Here is a 19,176-nt window from a genome sequence, read left to right as displayed (position 1 = left end):
TCACCTTCCGCACCGGGCAGCCGACGCTGCGCGGCGCCGCCTACGCGGGCCTCGTACGGATGCTCACCGCCGAATACCGGGGCCTGTCCGCCCGCACCCTCGACCTCGACACCCTGGACCCGGCCGCGATCCGTGAGGCGGCCGCCGCCGAACTCGCCGCGGCCGACCCCGTCACCGAGGCCTGTGTACGGGAGGGCGTGCGCTACCGCCCGGTGCTGCGCCGGGCCGACCGGGCGCCGGTGTCCGTCGACTGGTGCGCGGACCTGGCCGGCCGGACCGTTGTCATCACCGGAGGGACAGGAGCGCTGGGCCGGCTGCTCGCCGCCCGGCTCCTCGAGCGGGGCGCCGACCGCCTCGTGCTCCTCGGACGCACCCCACTGCCCGCCCGGTCCGAGTGGCCCGCGCTCCTCGCGGACCCCGGCACCGATCCTGCCCTGGCGGCCAAGCTGCGCGACATCGAGGCTCTCGGACGTCCTGGGGTCCAGGTGGCCGTCGAGGCCGTCCCGCCGGACGGGATCGCCGAAGTGCTCGACCGCGCCCGGCGTTCGATGGGCCCGATAGCGGGGATCGTGCACTGCGCCGGACTCGGCGTCATGCGCGACCCGGCCTTCATCGGCAAGCAGATCGAGGACGTCCAACGGGTGCTGGAACCGAAGACGGCAGCACTCCAGGCCGTCCTGGACGACTGCGCCGGGGACCCACTGCGGTTCGTCGTGCTGTACTCGTCCGTCGCGGGTGCCGTGCCCGCACTCGCCGCGGGCATGAGCGACTACGCGCTGGCCAACTCGGTGCTCGACCGCGTCGCAGAATACCGCTCCGCCACCGGCGGAGCCGACGCTCCCGTCATCCGGTCCCTGCAGTGGCCGAGCTGGCGCTCGGCCGGCATGCCCGAGGCCGACACCCCGGCCTACCGGAACCTCGGCCTGCGGACCCTGGATCCGGAGGCAGGACTGGACCTGCTGGACCGCGCCATGAGCGGGTCCGACCCGGTAGTGCTGCCCTGCGTGGTGGACGACACACGCTTCGACGCGGCCCGTCTGCTCGCGGTGCCCGCACCGAACCGCCCGACCGGGGCGGTGCCCCCGCCGGCCCCACCGGCGGACCCGCGCGCGGTGCCGGCCGCCGGGGACGTCCTCGTCCGCCGCGTGAGCGAGGTCGTCGCCGCGACGCTCGGGCTGGACCCCGAAACGATCGGCGGGGACGAGGACTTCGCCGACCTGGGCGTGGACTCGATCATGATCGCGCAGATCCTCGCCGCGCTGGAGCGGGAACTCGGCGTCGTGGCGGAACCCTCGGTCGTCCTGGAGAACCCGACCGTGGCCCTCCTGGCCGAGGCGCTGCGGGACCGTGTGCCGGACAGCACGGCCTCATCGCGGGACGCGGCCCCGGCCGCCCCCGTCGCTCCATCGGCCCCGGGCACAGTGCCCGCCCCTGCCGGGGCGACCGCTCCCGCCGTGGCAGTCGCGTCCGTCGCTCCCGACGCCGCGGCGCCCGCGCGGCGCGAGGAACTCGCCGTCATAGGCATCGCCGCGCACTTCCCCGGCGCCCCCGACCACGGGACGTTCTGGCGGAACCTGGTGGCCGCGACGGACTCGGTGACCGAGGTGCCGTCCTCCCGCTGGGACCCGGACCGCTTCTGGCGGCCCGATCCCCGGCCTGGCACCACCGTCAGCAAGTGGGGCGGCTTCCTCGACGCCATCGAGGACTTCGACCCGGAGTACTTCCGGATCGACCCGGCCGGCGCCGCGTACGTCGACCCCCTGGTCCGTCAGGTACTGGAGACCGGTGTGGAGTGCCTGGCCGACGCCGGGCTCACCCCCGAGCAGGTCGCGGGACGCCGGGTGGGCGTCTTCGCCGGCGCCCGTACGGCGAACTTCGGCGCGCACATCGCCGCCGCCGGTCCGCACTCGATCAGCGGAATGGCGCAGAACTTCATCGCCGCGCAGCTGTCCCACCATCTCGACCTGCGCGGTCCGGCAGTGGTCATCGACACCGCCTGCTCCAGCGCACTCGTCGCAGTGCACCTGGCGGCCGGAAGCCTCCGGACCGGGGAGTGCGACCTCGCCTTCGCGAGCGGCGTCGACCTCCTCCTCGACGAGGTGCCCTTCGTCGGCATGAGCGGGGCGGGCGCGCTGTCGCCCACCGGACGCTGTCACACCTTCGACGAGCGGGCCGACGGGATCGTCCTCGGTGAGGGCGCCGGAACACTGCTGCTCAAGCGGCTGTCCGACGCCGTGCGGGACGGCGACCGCGTCTACGCGGTGATCGAGGGCAGCGCCGTCAACAACGACGGCCGCACGATGGGCATCACGACGCCGAACCCGCGCGCGCAGCGGGAGGTGATCGAGGCGGCCCTGGCCGACGCGGGAGTCTCCCCGGCCCAACTGGGCTACGTGGAGGCCCACGGCACGGGCACCATGATCGGTGACCCGATGGAACTGAAGGCGCTCACCGAGGCCTTCCGCGCCCGCACCGACGAGTCCGGCTTCTGCGGAGTGGGCAGCGTGAAGACCAACATCGGGCACACCCTCAGCGCGGCCGGCATGGCCGGGCTGATCAAGACCGTGCTGTCGGTCCACCACGCGCAACTGCCGCCGACGCTGCACTGTGCGACCCTCAACCGCCGTTTCCGGTTCGAGGACTGCCCGTTGTTCCCCGTACGGGAGCTGAGCGGTTTCACCGGCCGGGACGGTACGCGCCGGGCGGCGGTCAGCTCCTTCGGCTTCGGTGGCACCAACGCGCACATGGTGGTGCGCCAGGCGCCCGACGGCCACATGCCCTCGCGCGCTCCGCTGGACCCGCCCCGGTACAGGAGGCGGCGGTTCTGGTTCCAGCCGCCGGCCCACACACCCGTGCCCGTACCGGAGCCCGCGCCTGCGCCCGTACTGCCCCCCGCACCGTTCTTCGAGCTCCAGTTCTCCACCGTGCCGGAAGGAAAGAAATGAACGCGTTGGACGGCCTGACCTGCACCGTGGTCGTGCGCGGGACGGACCCGGTGCTGCGTGACCACCGGGTGCACGGCACGCGGATCCTGCCCGGTGTGGTGTTCCTCGACATGATCTACCGGATCCTGCGAGCCTGCGGTGCCGACACCTCCCGGGTGGAGCTGCGCCGTGTGCTGTTCCGGAACCCGGTCGCCGCCGGACCGGATTTCGACACCGAGCTGCGGGTGGACTTCGCCGCCGACGGGGACGGCCACCGGGTGTCCGTCACGGGAACCCGCCGCCCCACGGGCGAGAGCGAGCCGGTACTCGACTGCCGGCTTCATCTGGACGTCCCCTTCCAGGCCGAAGCGGTCGACCTGTCCGCCCTGCGCGCGGGCATGTCCCGTACGGCGGACATGGCGGACCTGTACACGCTCGTCCGCCGGACCGGCATCGAGCACGGGGAGTTCATGCGGGCCCGCGGCACCCTGCACGTCGGTGACGACGAACTGCTCGCGGACCTGTCGCTGGGCCCGCAGGCCGCCGCGTACGCCGACTACTTCCACTTCCACCCGGCCGCGCTGGACTCCTCGACACTCCTGCCGACGCAGTTCGCCACGGCGGACGCGGGCGCGTCCACCCGGCCCTACATCCCGATGCTCATCGACTCCTTCCAGGCCGGTGGACCGGTCGGGGCACACACCCTGGTGCACGCGACCCCGCCCCGCGCCGCCGGCCCGGACGGCGACCTGACCACCTGCGACCTCCGCTTCCTCGCCCCCGACGGAGCCGTGCTGCTCCGGCTCCGGGGCCTCACCTCGAAGCGGGTCCGTGAGGAGGGTGCCATCACCCGGCTGGACAGCTCCGCGCGGATGTCCGGGCTGTCCGGGGCCACGACGGACACCGGGGCCCCTGCGGGGGAGAGCGCCGAGAGCGTGGTGCGCGGATTGCTCGCCGAGCGCCTCGGCCGGGCCGAGTTCGACGAGGAGGCGGGTTTCTACGAACTGGGGCTGGACTCCACGGCGCTGCTGGGCATGGCCGCCGATCTGGAGCGGGCGTACGGCACCGATTTCTCACCCACCCTGTTGTTCGAGCACAGCTCCCTCACAGCGCTGACCGCGTACCTGCGCGCGTACGAACTGCCCAGGGGAGCGAGCCCCGGGCAGGCAGCCGCGCCCCGGGAGGAGCCCCGCGAGGACACGCCCCGCGAGGTCGTCTGGTTCGAGCCCCACTGGCGTGACACACCGCTGCCGCCGGCACCGGCACCGGACCCCGTCCTGACCGTCGACGCGAGGACCCCGCGCGACTGGGATGCCCTGCTCACCGGGAGTGCGGCCTCGGACGTGCTCTGGACGCCCGCCGATCCGCAGGACGTGGAGGGTGAGGCGGTCGCCCTCACCGCCTTCGCTGCGGCCCTGGCGGCGCACACCCGGCGCGGTCCCGTACGGATCGTCTGCCACCTGCCCCCTGGCGCACCGGCCTCGGCGGTCGCGGGTCTGCTGCGCACGCTCCGCAGCGAGCAGCCCGGCGTACGCGCCGCCGCGGTGTGCTCACCGGACCGGGCCGACGCCCTGGCCGAGCTCGCCGCGGGCGCACCCGACGTGGAAGTGCGGTACGAGGCGGGGCGGCGCCTGGTGCGCGAGATCCTGCCGGCCCCGGCCCCGGACCGGCCCGCCCGTCTACGTGAGCGGGGCGTGTATCTGATCACCGGTGGGCTCGGCGGCGTGGGCCTTGCCCTGGCCCGCCACCTGGCGGAGACCGTGCGGGCGCGTCTCGTGCTCTGCGGACGGACGGCCGTCGACTCTCCGCGGACCGCCGCGCTCGCTGCCGAACTGACCGCACTAGGGGCCGAGGTCACCGTCGTCGGCGCGGACGTCTCCCGTGCCGAGGACGTGCGCCGGGTGGTCGGCCACGCGCTGACCCGGTTCGGCGCCCTGCACGGGGTGGTGCACGCCGCAGGCGTGCTGCGTGACGGGCTGATCGTGGGAAAGAGTGAGGCGGACGTACGCGCCGTACTCGCGGCCAAGGTCACCGGAACCCGCCTGCTGTACGGGGCCACCCAGGCGCTGGGGCTGGACTTCCTGGTGCTCTGCTCGTCCACGGCCGCCGCCTGGGGCAACCGGGGCCAGTCCGACTACGCCTGCGCCAACGCCTTCCTCGACGGTTTCGCGGAGGGCCGGCCCGGGGTCGTCTCGATCGGCTGGCCCGGCTGGGCGGACGGCGGCATGCCGCTCGACGCTGCCGCCCTGCGCCGGATGGGACTGCGGGCGATGGACACCCCGACCGCCGTGGACATCATGCTGCTGGCCGTCGGCAGCGGCCGGCCGCATCTGGTGGCCCTCGTCGGCTCGGCGGCCGAGATCACCGCCCGCTTCACCCCGGAGGCCCCGGTCGCACCCCTCGCCCCCGGCGCCCCGGCTCTCGAGCCCGGCGCCCCCGCAGCAGCCCCGCTCGCCTCCGCGCCGGAGGCCCGGAGTTCCGGCGGTGACGAGGGAGACGCCATCGCCGTCGTGGGGATCAGCGGCCGTTACCCGGGCGCCCGTACGCTCGACGACTTCTGGGAGAACCTGCGGTCCGGCCGCGACGGCATCACCGAGGTGCCCCCCGGCCGCTGGGACCACCGGGCGATCCACAGCGACACCAAGGGCGTGCCCGGACGCTCGTACGGCCGCTGGGGCGGATTCATCGAAGGAGCCGACGAGTTCGACGCCGTGTTCTTCCACATCTCGCCCAACGAGGCCGCCGTCCTCGACCCCCAGGAACGGCTGTTCCTCCAGGAGGCGTGGCACGCCTTCGAGGAGGCGGGACACGCCCCCTCCGCCTGGCGGGGACGCGGCGTCGGCGTGTTCGCGGGTGTGATGTACAACCAGTACCAACTGCACGGCGTCCGGGAGGAACCGGGGCTCGTGCCCTCCTCGTTCAGCGCTTCGATCGCCAACCGCGTCTCGTACTTCCTCGATCTCAAGGGGCCGAGCATCGCGCTCGACACCATGTGCTCGTCCTCGCTGACGGCGCTGCACCTGGCCGTCCAGGCCATCCGGCGCGGCGAGTGCGAGGCCGCGCTCGCGGGCGGAGTCAACCTGCACGTACACCCCAACAAATACCTGCTGCTCAGCCAGTCGTCGTTCCTCTCCACCGACGGCCGCTGCCGTGCGTTCGGCGAGGGAGGCGATGGCTACGTGCCCGGAGAGGGCGTAGGCGTGGTGCTGCTGCGGCCACTGCGCGACGCGCTGCGAGACGGCGATCACGTGCACGCCGTGATCCGCGGTACGGCCCTCAACCACGGTGGCCACACCGGTGGGTTCTCCGTGCCCGGTCCGGCCTCGCAGGCCGCCCTCGTCCGCGACTCGCTCACCGGCGCGGGCGTGGACCCGGCCGACCTCGGTTACATAGAGGCCCACGGCACCGGCACCGGCCTGGGCGATCCCATCGAGGTGACTGCCCTGGAACAGGCCTTCGACGCCGTCGGCGCCGGCCGTGGTCCCTGGCCCATCGGTTCCGTCAAGTCGAACATCGGGCACCTGGAGTCGGCGGCGGGCATCGCCGCGCTGACCAAGGTCGTCCTCCAGATGCGCCACCGGGAGCTGGTGCCGTCCCTGCATGCCGAGCCGCTGAACCCGGCGGTGGACTGGGCCGGTTCGCGGTTCCGCGTCCAGCGTGCCCTGGAATCATGGACCCCGCGTACGGGAGCCCCGCTCACCGCCGCGATCAGTTCGTTCGGGGCCGGCGGTGCCAACGCCCATGTGGTGCTGGCCGAACACCCGGTCCCCGGGACCCCGCGGGTTTCCGCAGCGGACCGTCCCCGGCTCTTCGTGCTCTCGGCGAAGGACGACGCCCGGCTGGACGAGACCGTCGCCCGGCTGCTCGCCCACCTGGACCGGGCGGGCCGGGAGGACGGTTCCGCACTCGTGGACCGGATCCTGACCGAGGTCGTGGGCTTCTCGGTCGACGCCGACGAACCGTTCGCGGAACTCGGTCTCGACTACCCGCGTCTGTCCCTGCTCGCCCGGCGCGTGGAGGAGGAGTCCGCGGTCCGCCTCGACATCGACGGGGGAACGACCCGGGCCGGACTGACGGAACGCCTGGCCCGGGCCGGTGCCGCCGTGGATCCCGCCGCGCTCGCCTTCACCCTCTGGTCCGGCCGCGACCACCTCGACGAGCGGCTCGCCGTCGTCGCCACGACGACCGCCGAGTTCGCGGAGGCGCTGCGCACCGGTACGGGGTGCGTCCGGGGCCGCAGGCGGCGCTCCGCCGAACCGGCCCACGGCGAGGACCTGCGCGAGCTCGCGCGGGCCTGGGCCGAGGGCGCCACGATCACCCTGCCGGTGCCCGACCGCCCGCACCGGATCTCACTGCCCGGCTACCCCTTCGCCCGCGAACGCCACTGGGTCGAGACCGTCCGGCAACCATCCGCGAACGCGCCCGGCGCGGCCGGAGCGCCCGAAGCCGTCGAGCTGCCGGACGGGCACGTCCTCAGCACACGGATCACGACGGCGGAGCGGCCCTGGCTCGCGGACCACACCGTCGACGGCGCCGTGATCGTCCCCGGGACGTACTTCGTGGACCTGGCCCTCCAGGCGGGAGCCCTGCTCGACTGTCCCTGGATCGCCGAACTCGTCACCCACACGCCGCTGGCCTCGAGCGAGGCCGACCTGCGCCTCGTCGTGGACCTCGCCGGCGCCGACGGGAAACGGGCCTTCCGGATCCACGCCCGGACGGGGGACCAGGCCGGCTGGACGGACCACGCCACCGGCGTCCTCGCCCCCGCTCCCGAAGACGCCCCGACCGCACGGCCGATGCCCGAGGACGCCGAGGAACTCGACGTCGGCCGCCTCTACGAGACGCTCACCGGGTACGGTCCCGCCTTCCGGGGCCTGCGCCGCGCCTGGCGCACGCCCGGCGCCGTCCACGCCGAGGTCGTCGTACCCGAGGGCGGATCCGGGACGCACGCACTGCATCCGGTGCTCCTCGACGCCGCTCTGCACACGGTGGCGCTCACCTCCGCCCTCGACGGCGACATCCCCTATCTGCCGTTCGCCTGGTCCGGCGTACGTGTGCACGCCCCCGGTGCGACCGCCGCCCGGGTACGCGTCGTCCACCACCGGGCCGACACGGTCGAGCTCCGGCTCACGGACGCCACGGGCGCCCCGGTGGCGTCCGTCGACTCGGTGGTCCTGCGCCGGGCGGGCGCGCCGGCCGAGCCGCTCCACCACGTGGAGTGGCAGCCCGTCGGGACTCCCGAGCCGCACCGGGGGGCCCGCTACGCGGTCCTGGGACCCGACCCGGACGGGGTCGGCGCCGCCCTCGCCGCCTCCGGTGCGCACCTGGTGCGGGCCGATGGACCGGGCGCGCTGACGGAGGTCCCGCCAGTGGTCGTGCTGCCCGTCGTGTCCGACGCGTTGGCCGGGCCGCCGTCCGACGCCGCCCGCACCCTCACCGCCGAGGTGCTCGACCGGCTCCAGGAGTGGCTCGCGGATCAGCGGTTCGCGTCCGCGCGCCTGGTCCTCGTCAGCACCACCCCGGACCTGGCCACGGCCACCGCCTGGGGGCTGGTGCGCTCCGCGCAGTCCGAACACCCCGGGCGTTTCGGCCTGGTGGAGGCCGAGGACCTCGCGCAGCTGCACCGCGCGCTGGGTTCCGACGAGCCGCACCTGTGCCTGCGCGACGGCCAGGTGCTGGGCGCCCGGCTGGTCCGTGTACCAGCGTCCGCACCGGCGGCCGAGCCGTGGCTGCCGGGTACGGTCCTGGTCACGGGTGCGAGCGGCGCCCTCGCCGGACGGGTGGTCCGCCACCTCGTGGAGCGGCACGGCGTACGCGACCTGCTGCTGGTCAGCCGCAGCGGCCGGGGTCCGGCCGGGCTGGCCGGACTGGATGCCCGTATCGAGACGGCGGCCTGCGACGTGGCCGATCGGGATGCCCTGGCGGCCCTGCTGGCCGGGCGGCCGGTGACCATGGCGGTGCACGCGGCCGGCGTGCTCGACGACGGGGTCGTCACCGCCCTGGACACCGAGCGCCTGGAGCGGGTGCTGCGGCCCAAGACCGAAGGCGCCGCCAACCTCCACGCGCTGCTGCCCGAAGCCCAACTGGTGCTGTTCTCCTCGGTGGCGGGCGTGCTGGGCGGCCCCGGCCAGGGCAACTACGCCGCTGCCAACGCCTTCCTCGACGCCCTCGCCCGGCAGCGGGCCGCGTCCGGAGGGCGTGCGGTGTCCGTGGCCTGGGGGCCGTGGGCGGTGGACGAGGGCATGGCCGCCGACCGCGACCGCCTCGCGCGCGGCGGCATCGAGCCGCTCCCGTCCGAGGCGGCCCTCGCGCTCTTCGACGTCGCCCTCGCCGGACCGCACCCGGCGGTCACCGCCCTCCGGCTCGCGCGCGGCCCGGCCGCCGTCGTGCCGCATGTGCTGCGCGGCCTGATACGGGCGCCCGAGGCGGCGCCGGTCACCGACCCGGGTCTGGCCGGCCTCGGCCCCGCGGAGCGCCGCGCCAGGCTGTCGACGCTGGTCCGCGGACAGGCCGCGGCCGTCCTCGGCTACGGCGGCGCCTCGTCGATCGAATCGGACCGGTCCTTCCAGGAGCTCGGTTTCGATTCGCTGAGCTCCATCGAGTTCCGCAACCGGCTGGGCGCGGCCGTCGGTCTGCCCCTGGAGGCCACACTCGTCTTCGACCATCCGACCCCGGCCGATCTGGTCGACCACCTCGACGAGCGGTTCGCCGGCGAGTCCGGAGCGACGGACCTGCCGACCCTGTTCGCCGCCTTCGACCGCCTCGCCGTCGCGCTCACAGCGGCGGCGACGGACGACATGTCCCGCGACCGCACCGCGGAACGCGTCCGCGGCCTGCTCGACCACCTGACATCCCACGGCGCGCCAGAACCCGTCGCCGCTTTCGCCTCGGCGACCGACGACGAGGTCTTCGCCCTGATCGACGCCGAGCTCGGCAGCCCGCTGCCGGGACTGGAGGAACGCTCCCGATGACCAACGAGGACAAGCTCCGCGACTACCTGCGCCGGGTGACCGCGGAACTGCAGTCGACGCGGCAGCGGCTGCGTGACGTGGAGGAGCGATCCGCCGGACCGGTCGCCATCGTCGGTATGGCCTGCCACTACCCGGGCGACGTCGCCTCACCCGACGACCTGTGGTCGCTCGTCGCCGAGGGCCGGGACGGGATCACCCCCTTTCCCGCCGACCGGGGCTGGGACCTGGACACGCTCCACCACCCCGACCCCGACCACCCGGGTACGACCACCGTCCGCGAGGGCGGCTTCCTGCACGCCGCCGCCCGGTTCGACGCCCAATTCTTCGGGATCTCCCCCAAGGAGGCCCTCCGGACCGACCCCCAGCAGCGGCTGATCCTGCAGACCTCCTGGGAGGCCGTCGAGCGCGCGGGACTGGACCCGAGCTCGTTGCGCGACAGCCGCACCGGCGTGTTCACCGGAGTCATGCACCACGACTACCCGGGCGCACAGGGCGCCGGCAGCGTGGTCTCCGGCCGCGTCGCCTACCAACTGGGCCTGCGCGGTCCCGCCGTCACACTGGACACCGCCTGCTCCTCGTCGCTCGTCGCCCTCCACCTGGCCGTGCGGTCCCTGCGCCAGGGCGAGTGCGACATGGCCCTCGTCGGAGGGGCCACGGTGATGGCCACCCCCGCCGCCTTCGTCGAGTTCAGCCGCCAGCGCGGCCTGGCCCCCGACGGACGCTGCAAGCCCTTCGCCGCCTCGGCGGACGGAACCGCCTGGTCCGAGGGCGTCGGCGTCATCGTCGTCGAACGCCTCGCGACGGCCCTGGCCGCCGGCCACCGGGTGCTCGCGGTGGTCCGGGGCACCGCAGTCAACTCCGACGGCGCCAGCAACGGCCTCACCGCGCCGAACGGCCCCGCCCAGCAGCGCGTCATCCGCGAAGCCCTGGTCGACGCGGGCCTGGCCCCGGGTCAGGTCGACGCGGTCGAGGCGCACGGCACCGGCACCCCGCTCGGGGACCCGGTCGAGGCCCAGGCCCTGCTCGCCGCGTACGGCGGCGAGCGCACCAGGCCGCTGCGGCTGGGTTCGGTCAAGTCCAACCTGGGGCACACACAGGCCGCCGCCGGCGTCGCCGGGATCGTCAAGATGGTCATGGCCATGCGGCACGGAGTGCTGCCCCGGACCCTGCATCTCGACACACCGACCCCGTACGTGGACTGGTCGGCGGGCGGTGTGGAACTCCTGGCCGAGGACGCGCCCTGGCCCGCCGGAGCAGAGCCCCGGCGGGCGGCCGTCTCCTCCTTCGGCGTCAGCGGGACCAACGCCCACGTCATCCTGGAGGAGCCGCCCGTTCCGGTGGACGACGGGCCGCACGGCAGGGCAGCGCGCGACGGGCACTTCGACCGGGCGGCGGACCGCGTGGGCGCCGAGCGCTCCGCGAAGCCGTCCACCGGACCCGGCCCGCTGGCCTGGCCCCTGTCCGCCCGCTCCGACGCCGCGCTTCGCGCCCACGCCGCCACCCTCGCCACCTTCCTGACCGGGCATCCGCAGGACCCCCGCCCCGAGGACGTGGCCCTTTCCCTGGCCACCACCCGCGCCTGCCACGAGCACCGCGCGGTCGTCCTCGGAGCCGACCGGGCCGAACTCCTCACCGCACTGGCCGGCCTGGCCGTCGGCAGCCCCTCGCCCGCCGTCGTCGAAGGGACATCGGGCCCGAGCGGCGGCGTCGCCTTCCTCTTCCCCGGTCAGGGGTCGCAGTGGCGGGACATGGCCGTGCGCCTGCTGGACTCCAGCTCGGTGTTCCGGGAGCGCGTCGCGGAGTGCGGGGCCGCGCTGGCGCCGTACGTGGACTTCGAGCTGACGGCGGTCCTGCGTGGAGAGGGAGACCTCGACCGGGTCGACGTCGTCCAGCCCGTCCTGTTCGCCGTCATGGTCGCCCTCGCGGAGGTATGGCAGTCCCTCGGCGTCCGCCCCGCCGCCGTCGCCGGACACAGCCAGGGGGAGATCGCCGCCGCCTGCGTGGCGGGAGCCCTCACTCTCCAGGACGCCGCCCGCGTCGTAGCCCTGCGCAGTCAAGCGCTGACCGCGCTCTCGGGCCGCGGTGGCATGATGTCTCTCGGGCTGCCCTCCGGCGAGGCCCGCGAGCGGCTGAGCCGCTGGGACGGCAGGCTGTCGCTGGCCGCCGTCAACGGCGCGGCCTCCGTGGTCGTGTCCGGCGACACCGACGCCCTCGACGAACTCCTCGCCGCCTGCGAGGAGGAGGATGTACGGGCCCGGCGCGTCGACGTGGACTACGCCTCGCACAGCGCCCATGTGGAGGCCGTCCGCGCCCAGGTGCTCGACGCCCTCGCCCCCGTCCGGCCGCGTGCCCCCGAGATCCCCTTCTTCTCCTCGGTGGAAGGCCGTTGGATCGAGGCCGCCGACGCCTTCGACGCCGACTACTGGTACCGCAACCTGCGCGAGACCGTCCGCTTCGACGAGGCCGTCACCGCCCTCGTCCGGCGTGACTGCACCATCCTGCTGGAGGTCAGCCCTCACCCCGTCGTCGCGAACGGCGCACAGGAGACCGTCGACGCCCTCGGCACCGATACCGCCGTCACCCACACCCTGCGCCGCGACGAGGGCGGCCCCGAGCAACTGCTCCACGCCCTCGCACAACTGCATGTGAAGGGCGTACGCCCCGACTGGCCGGCACTCTGGCCCGGGGCCCGGCGGATCGACCTGCCCACCACCACCTTCGTCACCGAGCCGTACTGGCTGCGCGCAGCCCCCGGCGCCGGCGGCGCGGGCGCCCTGGGCCTCGACGACATCGGCCATCCCGTCCTGCGCGCGGCCCTGCCCGCGGCCGAGGGGATGGTGCTGACCGGCCGGCTCGGCCTGTCCGCCCAGCCCTGGCTCGCCGACCACACGGTCGAAGGACAGGTGGTGCTTCCCGGCGCGGCTCTCGCCGAATTCGCCTCCCGGGCGGCGGACGAGGCCGGCTGCGCGGCGGTCGACCAGCTCACCCTGCTCACACCGGTCCTCCTCCCCGAGGACGCCGACATCCGGCTGCGCGTCGACGTCACGGCCCCGGCCGAGGACGGCTCCCGCGGCCTGACCCTGCACACCCTCACCGGGGCGGGTCAATGGACCACGCATGCCACAGCAGTCCTCCTGCCCGACGCCGCCGAACCGCCGGCCGCCACCACCGCGTGGCCGCCGGCCGGAGCCGAACCCCAGGACGTCGAGGCCCTCTACGCCACTCTCGAGGACGCGGGCCTGGTCTACGGACCGGCATTCCGGAACGTGCGGGCCCTGTGGCGGGGCCGCGGCGGGGACCTCCACGCGGAGGTCGCGCTGCCCACCGACCACGCGGACGCGTTCACCCTCCACCCGGCCCTGCTCGACGCCTGTCTGCACCCCATCGCCGTCGACGGGTTCCTCACCACGGGCGAGGGCGGCCGCCCCGCGCTGCCCTTCGAATGGCAGGGCCTGCGCATCCACGCCTCCGGCGCCGACACCGTCCGCGTGACCCTGTCCGCGGGAGGACCCGGCGCCGTCCGCCTCGCCATCACCGACACAGCCGGGGCGCCCGTGGCCTCCGTCGACACCCTCGTACTGCGCGAGCTCCCGGCAGGCGCCCCCGGCCGACCGGACCGGGGCGACCTGCTGTGCCCCCGCCAGGTGCCCCGGACCCTGCCTGAACGCGCGTACGAGGACTACGCCGTACGCGACCCCGAACTGGCCCGCCAACTGGGGAAACGGCCCACCGAGGACTCCGCGCGCCACGTCCTTGTCCCCGTACCGGCCGGCGAGCCCGGCGAAGCGGTGTGTACCGCCCTCGCCCTCACGCACGCGTGGCTGGCCGACGCGCGGCACGCGGACTCCACCCTCGTCCTCGTCACCCGCCGCATCCATCACGACGTGGCCCAGGCGGCCGTCGCGGGTCTCGTGCGGTCCGCCCAGCTCGAACACCCAGGCAGCTTCCGGCTGCTGGACCTGGCAGACCTCGATGAAGCCACCCTCGCAGCGGTTCCCGCGGCCCTCGCCACGGACGAGCCCCAACTCACCCTGGCCGCCGGGACCGCGACCGTGCCGCGGCTGGTACGCGCCGCCCCCGCGCCGGGCCGGAGCGGCGAACTCGGCCGGACCCTGGTGACCGGAGCCTCCGGCACCCTGGGACAGCTCGTCGCCCGCCACCTCGTCCACGCACACGGGGTACGCGACCTGGTGCTGGCCGGCCGACGGGGCCCCGGGGCACCCGGCATGGCCGCCCTCACGGACGAACTGACAGCGGCCGGAGCCGAGGTGCGGGCCGTCGCCTGCGACGTCACCGACCGCGCCGCCCTCGCCGGGCTGGTGGACCCCGACCCCTTCACCACCGTCGTCCATGCCGCCGGAGTTCTTGACGACGGCCTGCTGAGCGGGCTGACCCCCGAACGCCTCACACGCGTGCTCGGGGCGAAGCTCGAAGCGGCGCTCCACCTCCACGAACTGCTGCCCCATGCACGCCTCGTGCTGTACTCCTCCGCCGTGGGCACTCTCGGCGGTCTCGGGCAGGCCAACTACGCCGCGGCCAACTCCGGCCTCGACGCCCTGGCTCGCCGCCGCCACGCCGAGGGCCTGCCCGCCATCTCCCTGGCCTGGGGCCTGTGGGAGGCCACCAGCGGCATGACGGACGGCGTGGACCTCGCCCGCCTCGGCCGCTCCGGCTTTCCCCCGCTCCCCACCGCGGACGCCCTCGCCGCCCTGGACGCCGCCCTGGCCTCCGACGAGCCGGTGCTCGCCCCGATCCGCCTCGACCCCGGCGCTCTGCGGGCGCAGGGCGAGAACGTACCCGCGCCGCTGCGCGACCTGTACGGGAAGCCCACGCGCCGCACGGCCGCCTCCGGGGGCGGCGCCGCCGTCTCCGAACTGGCCGCCCGCCTCGCAGGGAAGACCGGACCCGAGCGCCTGCGTATCCTCCTCGACCTGGTCGTCGGGCACACCGCCGCCGTACTGGGACACGCCTCGGCGGAGGCGGTCGACCCCGGCCGGGCCTTCAAGGAAGCGGGCTTCGGCTCGCTCGCCGCCGTCGAACTGCGCAACCGGCTCACCGGAGCGACGGGTCTGCGCCTGCCGGCCACCCTGGTGTTCAGCCATCCCGACCCGGCCGCAGTCGCCCGCCACCTCGACGGCCTCCTCGCGGGCACCGCCCCGGTGACCGCCCCGGCGGTCCGCGCCCCTACCGCCGACGCGGACGACCCCGTCGTCCTCGTCGGCCTAGGATGCCGGCTTCCCGGTGGCGTGCGCGGCCCCGACGACCTCTGGGAGATGCTGGTGCACGAACGCGATGGCATCTGCCCCTTCCCCGACGACCGTGGCTGGCCCCTGGAACGCCTCTACGACCCGGACCCGGCGGCCCCCGGCAGCTCCTACACCAGGCACGGCGGGTTCATGTCCGACGCGACGGCCTTCGACGCCGCCTTCTTCGGAGTGGCGCCGCGCGAAGCCGTCGCGATGGACCCGCAGCAGCGGATCCTGCTGGAAACGGTCTGGGAGGCGTGCGAGGACGCGGGCATCGACCCGACCTCGCTGCGCGGCAGCCGGACCGGTGTGTTCGTGGGCGCGATGTACCAGGACTACGGCCGCCTCCTGGAGAACGCCGCCGCCGAGGGCTTCCTCGCCCCGGGCGTCGGCGGCGGCGTCCTGTCCGGACGGATCGCCTACACCTACGGTCTGGAAGGCCCGACCGTCACCGTCGACACCGCCTGCTCCTCCTCGCTCACCGCCCTGCACCTCGCCGCCCAGGCGATACGGGCGGGGGAGTGCGACCTGGCGCTCGCCGGGGGAGTGACCGTGCTCTCGACACCGGTTCCCTTCGTCGAGTTCAGCCGCCAGCGCGGACTGGCCGCCGACGGCCGGTGCAAGCCCTACGCCGCCGCGGCGGACGGCACCGCACTCGGCGAGGGGGCCGGAGTGGTCCTCGTCGAACGGCTCTCCCGGGCCCGCGCCCAGGGACACGAGGTCCTGGCCGTCCTGCGTGGCAGCGCCCTCAACTCGGACGGTGCCAGCAACGGCCTCACCGCCCCCAACGGCGCCGCCCAGGAGAAGGTGATGCGCGCGGCCCTCGCCGCGGCCGGCCTGCTGCCCGCGGACGTCACCGCCGTCGAGGGGCACGGCACGGGTACGGCACTCGGCGACCCCATCGAGGCGCAGGCGGTCCTCGCCGTCTACGGCCAGGACCGGCGAACCCCGCTGCGGCTCGGCTCGCTCAAGTCGAACGTCGGCCACGTCCAGGCGGCCGCCGGTATCGCGGGAGTGATCAAGGCGGTGCTGTCCATCCGCAACGGTCTCCTGCCCCGGAGCCTGCACATCGACGATCCCTCCCCGCACGTCGACTGGTCCCTCGGCGAGGTCGCCCTGCTGGACCGGGCACAGCCCTGGCCCGAGGACGACGCTCCGCGCCGCATGGGCGTCTCCTCCTTCGGTATCAGCGGCACCAACGTCCACGTGGTGATCGAGCAGGCACCGGTTCCCGACGGCACCGGCACCGGCATGGACACGGCGGAACCGCTGCCCGCCCTGGACGGAGTGCCCTGGCTGCTGTCGGCGCGCTCCGAACAGGCCCTGCGCGGACAGGCCCGGCGACTGCTGGAGTCGGACACCGCCGACCTGCCCGCCGTGGCGCGGGCCCTGTCCACCACCCGGGCCGCCCACCGGCACCGGGCCGCGGTGACCGGCGCCGACACACAGCAGCGCCGCGCCGCCCTCACGGCTCTGGCCTGCGACGGCGCGGCCGAGGGCCTGCGCCGGGCGCGGGCGTCCGGGCAGCGCCTCACCCTGCTCTTCACCGGACAGGGCAGCCAACTCCCCGCCATGGGAAGGGGACTGTACGAGACGTTCCCCGTGTACGCGCAGGCCTTCGACGAGGTGTCCGCACACTTCCGGCTCGACACTTCGCTGCGCGAGGCCGTCTTCGAGCGTAAGGACCTGCTGGACCGCACCCAGTACACCCAGCCTGCCCTCTTCGCCCTGCAAGTGGCGCAGTTCCGGTTGCTGTCGAGCTGGGGCGTCACCCCCGACAGCCTGATCGGCCACTCCATCGGCGAGCTCTCGGCAGCCTGCGTGTCCGGGCTGCTGCCCCTCGCCGACGCCGCCGCACTCGTCGCCGCGCGCGGCCGCGTTCTCGGCGAACTGCCGGCCGGGGGAGCGATGGTGGCGGTACGGGCGACCGAGGAGGAGGTCCTCGCGTTCCTGGAGGGCCGCGCCGGCCGCGTGGACGTCGCCGCCGTCAACGGCCCCCGCTCGGTCGTCCTGTCCGGGGACGAGGACGAGGTCCTCGCCGTGGCCGGCGAACTCACCGGGCGGGGGCACCGCACCCGCCGGCTCCGCGTGGACGTCGCCTTCCACTCGCCCCGCGTCGACCCGGCCCTCGCCGGGTTCCGGGCGGTCGCCGAGAAGACCGGTTTCGGACGGCCCGAGATCCCGGTCCTCTCCACGGTCCGCACCGGACACGCGATGGACACCCCCGACTACTGGGTGGACCAACTGCGCGGACCGGTGCGCTTCTTCGACGCGGTCCGGAAGGCCCACGAGAACGGGACCACGGCCTTCCTCGAACTGGGGCCCGATACCGTCCTGGCCCCGGCCGCCGAAACCTGCCTGCCCGGCCACCCGGTGCGCCCCGTCTCGTTCCTGCGCCGTGACCGTGACGACGTACGAACCGCCTTGGAGGCCCTCGGGGTCCTGCACACCTACGGCGTGGACGTCGACTGGGCGGCGGTGCACGCCGGCCGTCCGACGACCCCGGCACGCCTGCCCAAATACGCCTTCCAAAGCCGTCGTCACTGGCCGGAGCCGGCTGTTCCGGAGCCGGCCGTCGTGGCACAGGCCGCGCCCCCACCGGAGCAGGCCCCCGCGCTCGGCCCGTTCTGGTCGGCCGTCGAAGGGGCCGACCTGGTCGCCGCCCTGGACCTGCTGGATCTGCGGGGGGACGAGTCCCCGGACCAGGTGCTCGCCGCCCTCGGCCGACTGCGCTCCGGAGCGGCGGCACCGGTCCTGGAGGGCGCGCGGTGGAAACGGCTGCCGGAGGTCGCCACGCCCCTCCTCGCGTACGACGTCCTGCTGCTCGGCCCCTCCACGGGCGACGAGAACCTGGCGGACGCGGTCGCGGGTGCTCTGGTACGGCACGGCGCCCGGGTCCGCTCCGGCGGCGACCGGCGACCGGACCTGGTGGTCGCCCTGCCCGGCGCCGAACCGGCCGCGGAGGCGGGCGTGACCCGGTGGGCCCTCGTCGACGGCGACGGGACGGTTCCCGACTGTGACCATGTGGTGACCCTCCCCGAGGAGCTGGACGCCCCCGCCCGCAGGCGGCTGTGCGCGGCGATCGCCGAAGGACGCCGGGAGACGCGGATCGAACCGGACGGCACGTTCGTGCGCGAGTACGAGCCACTGGGCCGGACCGGCGTATGGCGGCCCGAAGGAGACGTACTGGTGGCCGGCCCGCCGGACGAGCTCACCCGGGCGACGGTCGACGCCGTGCTCAGGGCCGGGGCTCGCTGCCTGGTGGCCGGGGGAGCGGACGTCCGGCCCGGCGCCTTGCAGTTCGAGGACGCCAAGAGCATCGGGGGCTCCGTGCGGCTCACGGCGGCGATCGTCCGGGCCGGAAGCGGATTCGAGGACGCGGCGGCGCCACTGGTGACGGTCGTCTCCATCGGGGAGTCCGCGGGCATCACCCTGCGGCCATCGGGTGCCGCACTCGCCGTGGCAGTTCACCCCGGACTCGACGCGCGGGCCGCGGTGGCCGGGCTGTGGCGGGCCATGACGACCGAGGAGACCGCCGTACGCCTCGTCGACACCGCGGCCGTCCGCGACGAGGATCCCGGGGCGGAGGAGAAGGCCGAGCCCGGGGCCGGTCCTACGCCGGACCTGCTGACCGAGCGTGAGCCGGAGCCGGAGCCGGAGCCGGAGCCGGAGCTGGAGCCGGAGACCGAGCCGGAGACCGAGCCGGAGACCGAGCCCGACGGGCGGCATCCGCAACAGGACGCCGAACTCCTGGCGAGCCTGGCGGGACTTACCCATGAGGAGCGGGTCGCAGCCGTCCTCGGCGGCGTCCAGAGACTCTCGGCCGCCGTGCTGGGGTACGACGCCGCGGCTGAGATCAGTGCCGAGGACGAGTTCTTCGATCTGGGCCTGACCTCGGTCACCGCCCTCGAACTGCGCGACCACCTCACCCGGTTGACCGGTCTCGAGTGGCCCGCCGACCTGCTCTACGAGTGCCCGACGCCCCGCGAGCTGACGGACCACGTGCTCACCCGGCTGAGCGCGGACCCGGCCTGA

The 19,176-nt window shown here is 74.7% G+C and carries 3 protein-coding genes (1 of these 3 running past the window's edge); all 3 read left to right on the top strand.

Annotated features, from left to right (window positions below):
• Tightly spaced (each overlapping or abutting the next), the 3 genes in view from ACWD04_RS05535 to ACWD04_RS05525 form a layout consistent with a single transcriptional unit that may run on beyond the window.
• A protein-coding gene (locus ACWD04_RS05535; protein WP_451128412.1) for an SDR family NAD(P)-dependent oxidoreductase crosses the window boundary here: on the top strand, positions 1–2,945 show its 3' end. The gene continues 16,504 nt to the left of window position 1, outside the view; 2,945 of the gene's 19,449 nt are visible here — the last part of the coding sequence; the start codon falls outside the window, past its left edge; the stop codon is at positions 2,943–2,945.
• On the top strand, positions 2,942–9,895 hold the full coding sequence (locus ACWD04_RS05530; protein ID WP_451128410.1) for an SDR family NAD(P)-dependent oxidoreductase: 6,954 nt from the start codon (positions 2,942–2,944) through the stop codon (positions 9,893–9,895). Before ACWD04_RS05535 ends, ACWD04_RS05530 begins: the two co-directional genes overlap by 4 nt.
• Positions 9,892–19,176, top strand: a complete 9,285-nt coding sequence (locus ACWD04_RS05525; RefSeq protein WP_451128408.1) for a type I polyketide synthase — start codon at positions 9,892–9,894, stop codon at positions 19,174–19,176. Before ACWD04_RS05530 ends, ACWD04_RS05525 begins: the two co-directional genes overlap by 4 nt.

The sequence above is a fragment of the Streptomyces sp. NPDC002911 genome, from assembly GCF_053591835.1.
This window is presented reverse-complemented; position numbering and strand designations above follow the sequence as displayed.